The 5,016-nt window shown below is 65.1% G+C and carries 4 protein-coding genes and 1 pseudogene; 4 read left to right on the top strand and 1 reads right to left on the bottom strand.

The annotated features are described in order from the left end of the window. From AC5LUJ_RS22355 to AC5LUJ_RS22345, 3 genes are all read left to right on the top strand, one after another. Window positions 1-688: vWA domain-containing protein (locus tag AC5LUJ_RS22355; protein ID WP_493465680.1), on the top strand; the 688-nt coding region annotated here is incomplete at its 5' end. After that, window positions 685-1,515: a PP2C family serine/threonine-protein phosphatase gene (locus AC5LUJ_RS22350; RefSeq protein WP_493465679.1), complete on the top strand. Its 831-nt coding sequence runs from the start codon at window positions 685-687 to the stop codon at window positions 1,513-1,515. The genes AC5LUJ_RS22355 and AC5LUJ_RS22350, both read left to right, overlap by 4 nt. Further along, complete coding sequence (locus tag AC5LUJ_RS22345) at window positions 1,512-3,452, top strand: helix-hairpin-helix domain-containing protein (RefSeq protein WP_250283766.1); 1,941 nt, start codon at window positions 1,512-1,514, stop codon at window positions 3,450-3,452. The genes AC5LUJ_RS22350 and AC5LUJ_RS22345 overlap by 4 nt, the downstream gene beginning before the upstream one ends. A gap of 216 nt (window positions 3,453-3,668) precedes the next feature. Here AC5LUJ_RS22345 and AC5LUJ_RS22340 read toward each other — a convergent pair whose 3' ends face one another. Continuing rightward, window positions 3,669-4,409: a cyclase family protein gene (locus AC5LUJ_RS22340; RefSeq protein ID WP_250283764.1), complete on the bottom strand. Its 741-nt coding sequence runs from the start codon at window positions 4,407-4,409 to the stop codon at window positions 3,669-3,671. 407 nt (window positions 4,410-4,816) lie between these two features. On the opposite strand from AC5LUJ_RS22340, the pseudogene AC5LUJ_RS22335 reads away from it, so the two are divergent. Next, a pseudogene (locus AC5LUJ_RS22335) lies at window positions 4,817-5,016 on the top strand (hypothetical protein); the annotation flags it as partial.

Raw genomic sequence — 5,016 nt, 5'->3', positions numbered from 1 at the left:
GGGGATGACCGAGCAGATCGGATACGACAACTTCGACTTCGGACACCAGCCTGAGGTGGACTTCGCCCTGAACCCCGAGCCGCGGTGTCCCTGTCTCCTGCTGCTGGACGTGTCTGGGTCCATGAACGGTCAGCCCATTCGAGAACTCAACGCCGGTCTCAGGGCGTTCCAGGATGAACTCACCTCAGACGACCTCGCCGCGAAGCGCGTCGAGGTCGGGATCATCACCTTCGGACCGGTGCAGGTGGCGACCGAATTCGTGTCTGCCTCGGTGTTCACAGCGCCCGAGTTGCACGTGCAGGGAGCCACCCCGATGGGCGAAGCCATCACCCGAGGTCTGTCGTTGCTCCGTGACCGCAAGACTGAATATAGGAACAACGGGGTGAAGTACTACCGCCCGTGGATCTTCCTGATCACAGACGGGGAGCCGACAGACAACTGGCATGCGGCCGCCCACGCTGTGCAGGCGGGTGAGGCTGCGAAGGAGTTCGCGCTTTTCGCCGTCGGCGTGCGGGGAGCGAACATGGAAATCCTCCGCCAGATCGCTGTCCGCCAGCCGCTCGCGCTGCAGGGACTCAAGTTTCAGGAACTCTTCCAGTGGCTGTCCAGTTCCCTGGGATCGGTGTCCCGTTCGGCCGTCGGCACCGAGACGCTGCTCGCGGCACCTACAGGGTGGGCCGCCGTTTGACCTGGCGCGTCATCGCGAGGTCCGAAGCCGGCACCTCGCACATCAAACGAAGCCTGCCCTGCGACGACGACTGCCTCTTCGCGCAATATCGGCTTCCGTGTGGCGACGAGTTGCTCGCGGTCGTCGTCGCGGATGGCGCGGGCAGCGCCGAACACGGTGGCGAAGGGGCACAGGTCGCGATAGCAGCGGTGGCTGCGGCTCTCCAGTCGCGCCTGGGCGAATCAGAGATCATGCTGGATGCCGGCCTGGCCGAGATCCTGGTGACGGCGGCACACGACGGAATCGCGTCGAAGGCCACCAGCCACAACCTCCGTCCTCGAGACTTTGCCTGCACCCTGCTTGGTGTGCTCGCCGCGCCGACGCTCGGGACGATGGCTTTCCAGATCGGAGACGGCGGCATCGTCCTCGACGTCGGGAGCGGGCTGGAACTCGCCGTAGTACCCATGGTTGGGGAGTACGCCAACATGACGCACTTCGTCACGCAGGACAACTTCCGCGAGGTCCTCGCCGTCCGAACCTTTGACTCACTGGCTACGAAGATCGCAGCATTCACCGATGGCCTGCAGCGAATCGCGCTCGATCTCGCCACGGACGTACCCCATGAACCATTCTTCAGGCCCTTTTTCAAGGCGCTCGAGGATGCCAGATCCGAAAACGAGGAAGTTCTGCTCGACCAACTCAGCCTGGCTCTGGGACGGTTCCTGCAAGGACCGCTGGTAAACGAACGTACCGACGACGACAAGACACTAGCTATCGCAGTCTGGCTCGGCGACGTCGACCCAGCCACGGCCAGTGACGAACTGGGAAACTCGGACGCACGGGCATGAGCACCACCCGGCTGTTCACGTCAACGGGAGACGAACTGTCGCTCGGCCCGACTCTCGGCAAGGGCGGCGAAGGTTCCGTCCACCAGATCAACGGAGACTCAAATCACGTCGCAAAAGTGTACCACAAGATCCCTGACGGCGACCGGCAGGAGAAGCTTCGGTTGATGGCGTCTCTCAGGGATGCCGACATCCGGAAATTTGTCGCTTGGCCAGTGGAGACCCTGCATGTGGACCGGGGAGGTCCCGTCCGGGGCTTTGTCATGCCAACCGCAGGCTCCTGCGTTCCCGTTCATCAGCTCTACAACCCCGGCCACCGCAAGCAGGAGCAGCCCCAACTGTCGTGGAAGAATTTGCTGGTCACGGCGCGGAACACGGCGGACGGCTTCGCCGCGGTCCACCAGCGTGGACTGGTCGTGGGTGACGTCAACGAGAACTCGGTGATGGTCGCCCCAAATAACGGGCATGTGATGCTGATCGACGCGGATTCATTTCAGGTGAACGCGGATGGCCGGGTCTTTCCCTGCCTGGTCGGGGTTCCGGACTTCACCCCGCCCGAGTTGCACGCGGTCGGTGACTTCAGCCGGATGGTCCGAACCGCCAACCACGACAACTTCGGTCTGGCAATCCTGATCTTCCAGCTGCTCCTCGGCGGACGCCATCCCTTCGCGGGTCGTCCGCTCCGTAACGATGTCGGCAACGATATGTCCACTGATATCAGCGGCTTTCGGTTTGCCGACGCCCCGGACAACAGCAGCCGCGGATTGGTCCCGCCACCGACAGCCGTTCCGGTGACCATCCTTCCTGCTGTGATCCACGGCATGTTCACCCAGGCGTTCACCGAGCCCGGGATCCAGCACCGGCCGACTGCTCGGGAGTGGGTATTGGCTCTCGACAAACTGCGACCGCAGACAGCCGTGTGCCACGCCAGCCCACACCACGCTTACCCGGCACACGTGAGGGCGTGCCCCTGGTGTTCCCTCGACAGTTCGGGAATCGTGCATTTCGTCAAGGCGCAGGTCGCCGCGAAGGCGCAAGCGGCGGGGGTCACCATCGCGGCGCTGTGGGCGCAGATATCTGCAGTCCCGCCCCCGGCGGAAATCGTCGTACCCCCCAGCGCCGGGATTAAGCCCGTTGCGCGGCCGCTCCCGGCGGCGGTGCGCTCAAAGGCAACACCATTCGTCGTCTGGCCCATCGTGGTCAGCCTGGTTATTGCACTGATGGTAATCGCAGGTGCGCTCGGGCTCCTGGCGCTGGTGTTGCCCGTTTTTGTGGGTCGGTGGCTCAAACGCTACGGTGAGCCCAGGCGTCAGGAGAAGGACGCGCGCCTGCTGGCAGGGCAACAGGCGCGAGATGCGCATGCAGCCGCGATCCGTGAGGCAGAGGAAGCTGGCCCAGCAGGGTTTCAGACTCTCCGTGATCCGCTTGCCAGGCTCTATTCTGAGTACACCGTCGAGATCCCGAAACAGGAGAGGCGGACACTCGCGGAATTTGACCGCACCGTGCGGGATCGCCAGCTGCGCCGTCACTTGGAGCGGCAGTACGTCAGCAGGGCCTCGATCAGCGGCGTTGGCCCGAGTCTCAAGCAGCGGCTTGCAGCGTACGGCGTCAACACCGCTGCAGATGTGAACCGCTCCAAGATAATAGGAATCCCCGGTTTCGGGGAAGTGAAGACTGGAGCTCTGGTCGCTTGGCGTGACTCCTGTGAACGTGCTTTCCGCTACAACCCCCATGACCCTGCTACGCCCAAGGAACGCGACCAGGCGCTCGAAGTTCACCAGAGGCGGCGCAGATCCATCGAGAACGAGCTTCAGCGCGGTCTCGCCGAACTCCAGCGCCGCAGCCAGCTCCGGCCAGAAGCGCGAGCCGAAATTGAGCAGAAGCTAGCCGCCACGGCCCGGCAACTCGCCCAGGCGGACGCCGACCTGACTGTCCTCTAACGAGGCTCCTGTTCGTCTTCAATCCTGAGCGCCGCGCGGTCCTGTTTGTCGCCGGAGACAAGGCCGGGCAGTGGTCAACCTGGTGCGCCAGGGCGATCCCGCTGGCCGAGGCCCGTTACGCCCTCCACCTCTAACCATCCAGAAGGTCGGCGTTGGCTGGACACGGTGTCGGTAGCAGCGTCGATCCCGTACCCGCGAGCCGTTCGGGAGCCCCGATCACCCGCCGTGCCCTGGGTCCCGAAACACCGTTCCTGGCAGCCGAGTCGCGTTCCTGACAGCCAAGTTGACCGGGTCGAGGTCCATGGCGACGGCTCGGACGGGTGCTCCGTCGGCGCCGGTGAGACGCAGTGGCAGCGCGGTCACGAAGGGGTCGAAGTCGATCGCCTCGATGTTGCGCAGGTTCTCGCCGATGATCCCGCCGTGGCGGGCGATGAGGTGGTGTACCGGAAAGCCTGCCCCTGGATGGCCGGCGTCGGGCGTCTCGTCGATGCTGGCAGCGTCCAGCAGGAACGTCCGCGCACCGAGATCGACCATTCGCGTTGCGGCGTCCTCGTCGAGGAACGGATGATCGAAGTATTTCGGTGTTCCGTAGTGTGCGGACCAGCCGGTGTGCAGGATCGTGATGACTCCGGGGCCGATGCGGCCGGTGGGTGCGGAGGCGGTGATGTGGTCCCAGGTGATCCGTTCCCGAGGTGCCAGCCCGGTCACGTCCAGGATGATCCCGGGGCCGGCCAGTAGGCGCAGGTCGAGTTCGTCGACGCGGGCCCCGTTCGGCTCGACGTGGTAGGGCGCGTCGACGTGCGTCCCGGTCTGTGATCCGAGGTGCAGGTCGAGCAGGTTGAAGCCGGCTGTCTCGATCGTGGCCGCCGGTCGGAGCCGCGGGGTGGGATCACCCGGGTAGACCTGGGTGCTCTCGTCCAGTGGCACCGACAGGTCGACGATCCGGCGGATACGCATGCCCGATTCTCTGCTCCGCGCGGGCGGCTTGGTGATCCTGTCACCCTACCGATGATCGTGCCGTCGCTCGGGGCGGGGCGGGGCGGGGGGACCGGGAGCATGCCTGTACCGAAGGTACTGATCGAAGAAGCGAAAAAAACCGTAGATACGCACCTGATGGCCTGATAATGTTCGCGTCTGCGTAGTAATGCCAGGTGGGTCGGACGCCTGCGCAGGTGCGGCCGCGGGCGCGGAGCGCGGCTCGTGGGGGCTCCTGCGGCTTGTGGCCATCGGTCGGTGCTCGTGGCCGGGAGCCGGAGACGCGGCCGCACCTCCACCAGGTCACGTGCTCTGTCGACAAAGGATGATCGGATGACCGGATGATCGGTAAGGATTCGGCGGGGAACATTGTTTTACGTACGGTGTCCATGAGATCGGTCGGTAGCGGCTCGGTCGCCGTCCTCTGCGCGGCAGCCCTCGCCTGGGCGTGGGTGACGCCCGCGGCCGCGGACCCGCTGCCGAAGCCCGCCGGCTCGCTCCAGGGCGGTGTGCATCTGCGGGGCAGCTACCCGAGTGACGCCGCGGGCAGCCCGGCTGTCGACGGCACTGTCAACCCCACCAGCTGGAG

The sequence above is a fragment of the Protofrankia sp. CiP1_Cm_nod3 genome, from assembly GCF_982290655.1.
The sequence above is the reverse complement of the archived record's forward strand: the minus strand, read 5'-3'. Positions and strand labels throughout refer to the sequence as shown.

Coding starts and splice junctions, on each gene's coding strand:
- AC5LUJ_RS22340 (WP_250283764.1), bottom strand. CDS start 4,409: ATGCGTATCCGCCGGATCGTCGACCTGTCGGTGCCACTGGACGAGAGC.
- AC5LUJ_RS22345 (WP_250283766.1), top strand. CDS start 1,512: ATGAGCACCACCCGGCTGTTCACGTCAACGGGAGACGAACTGTCGCTC.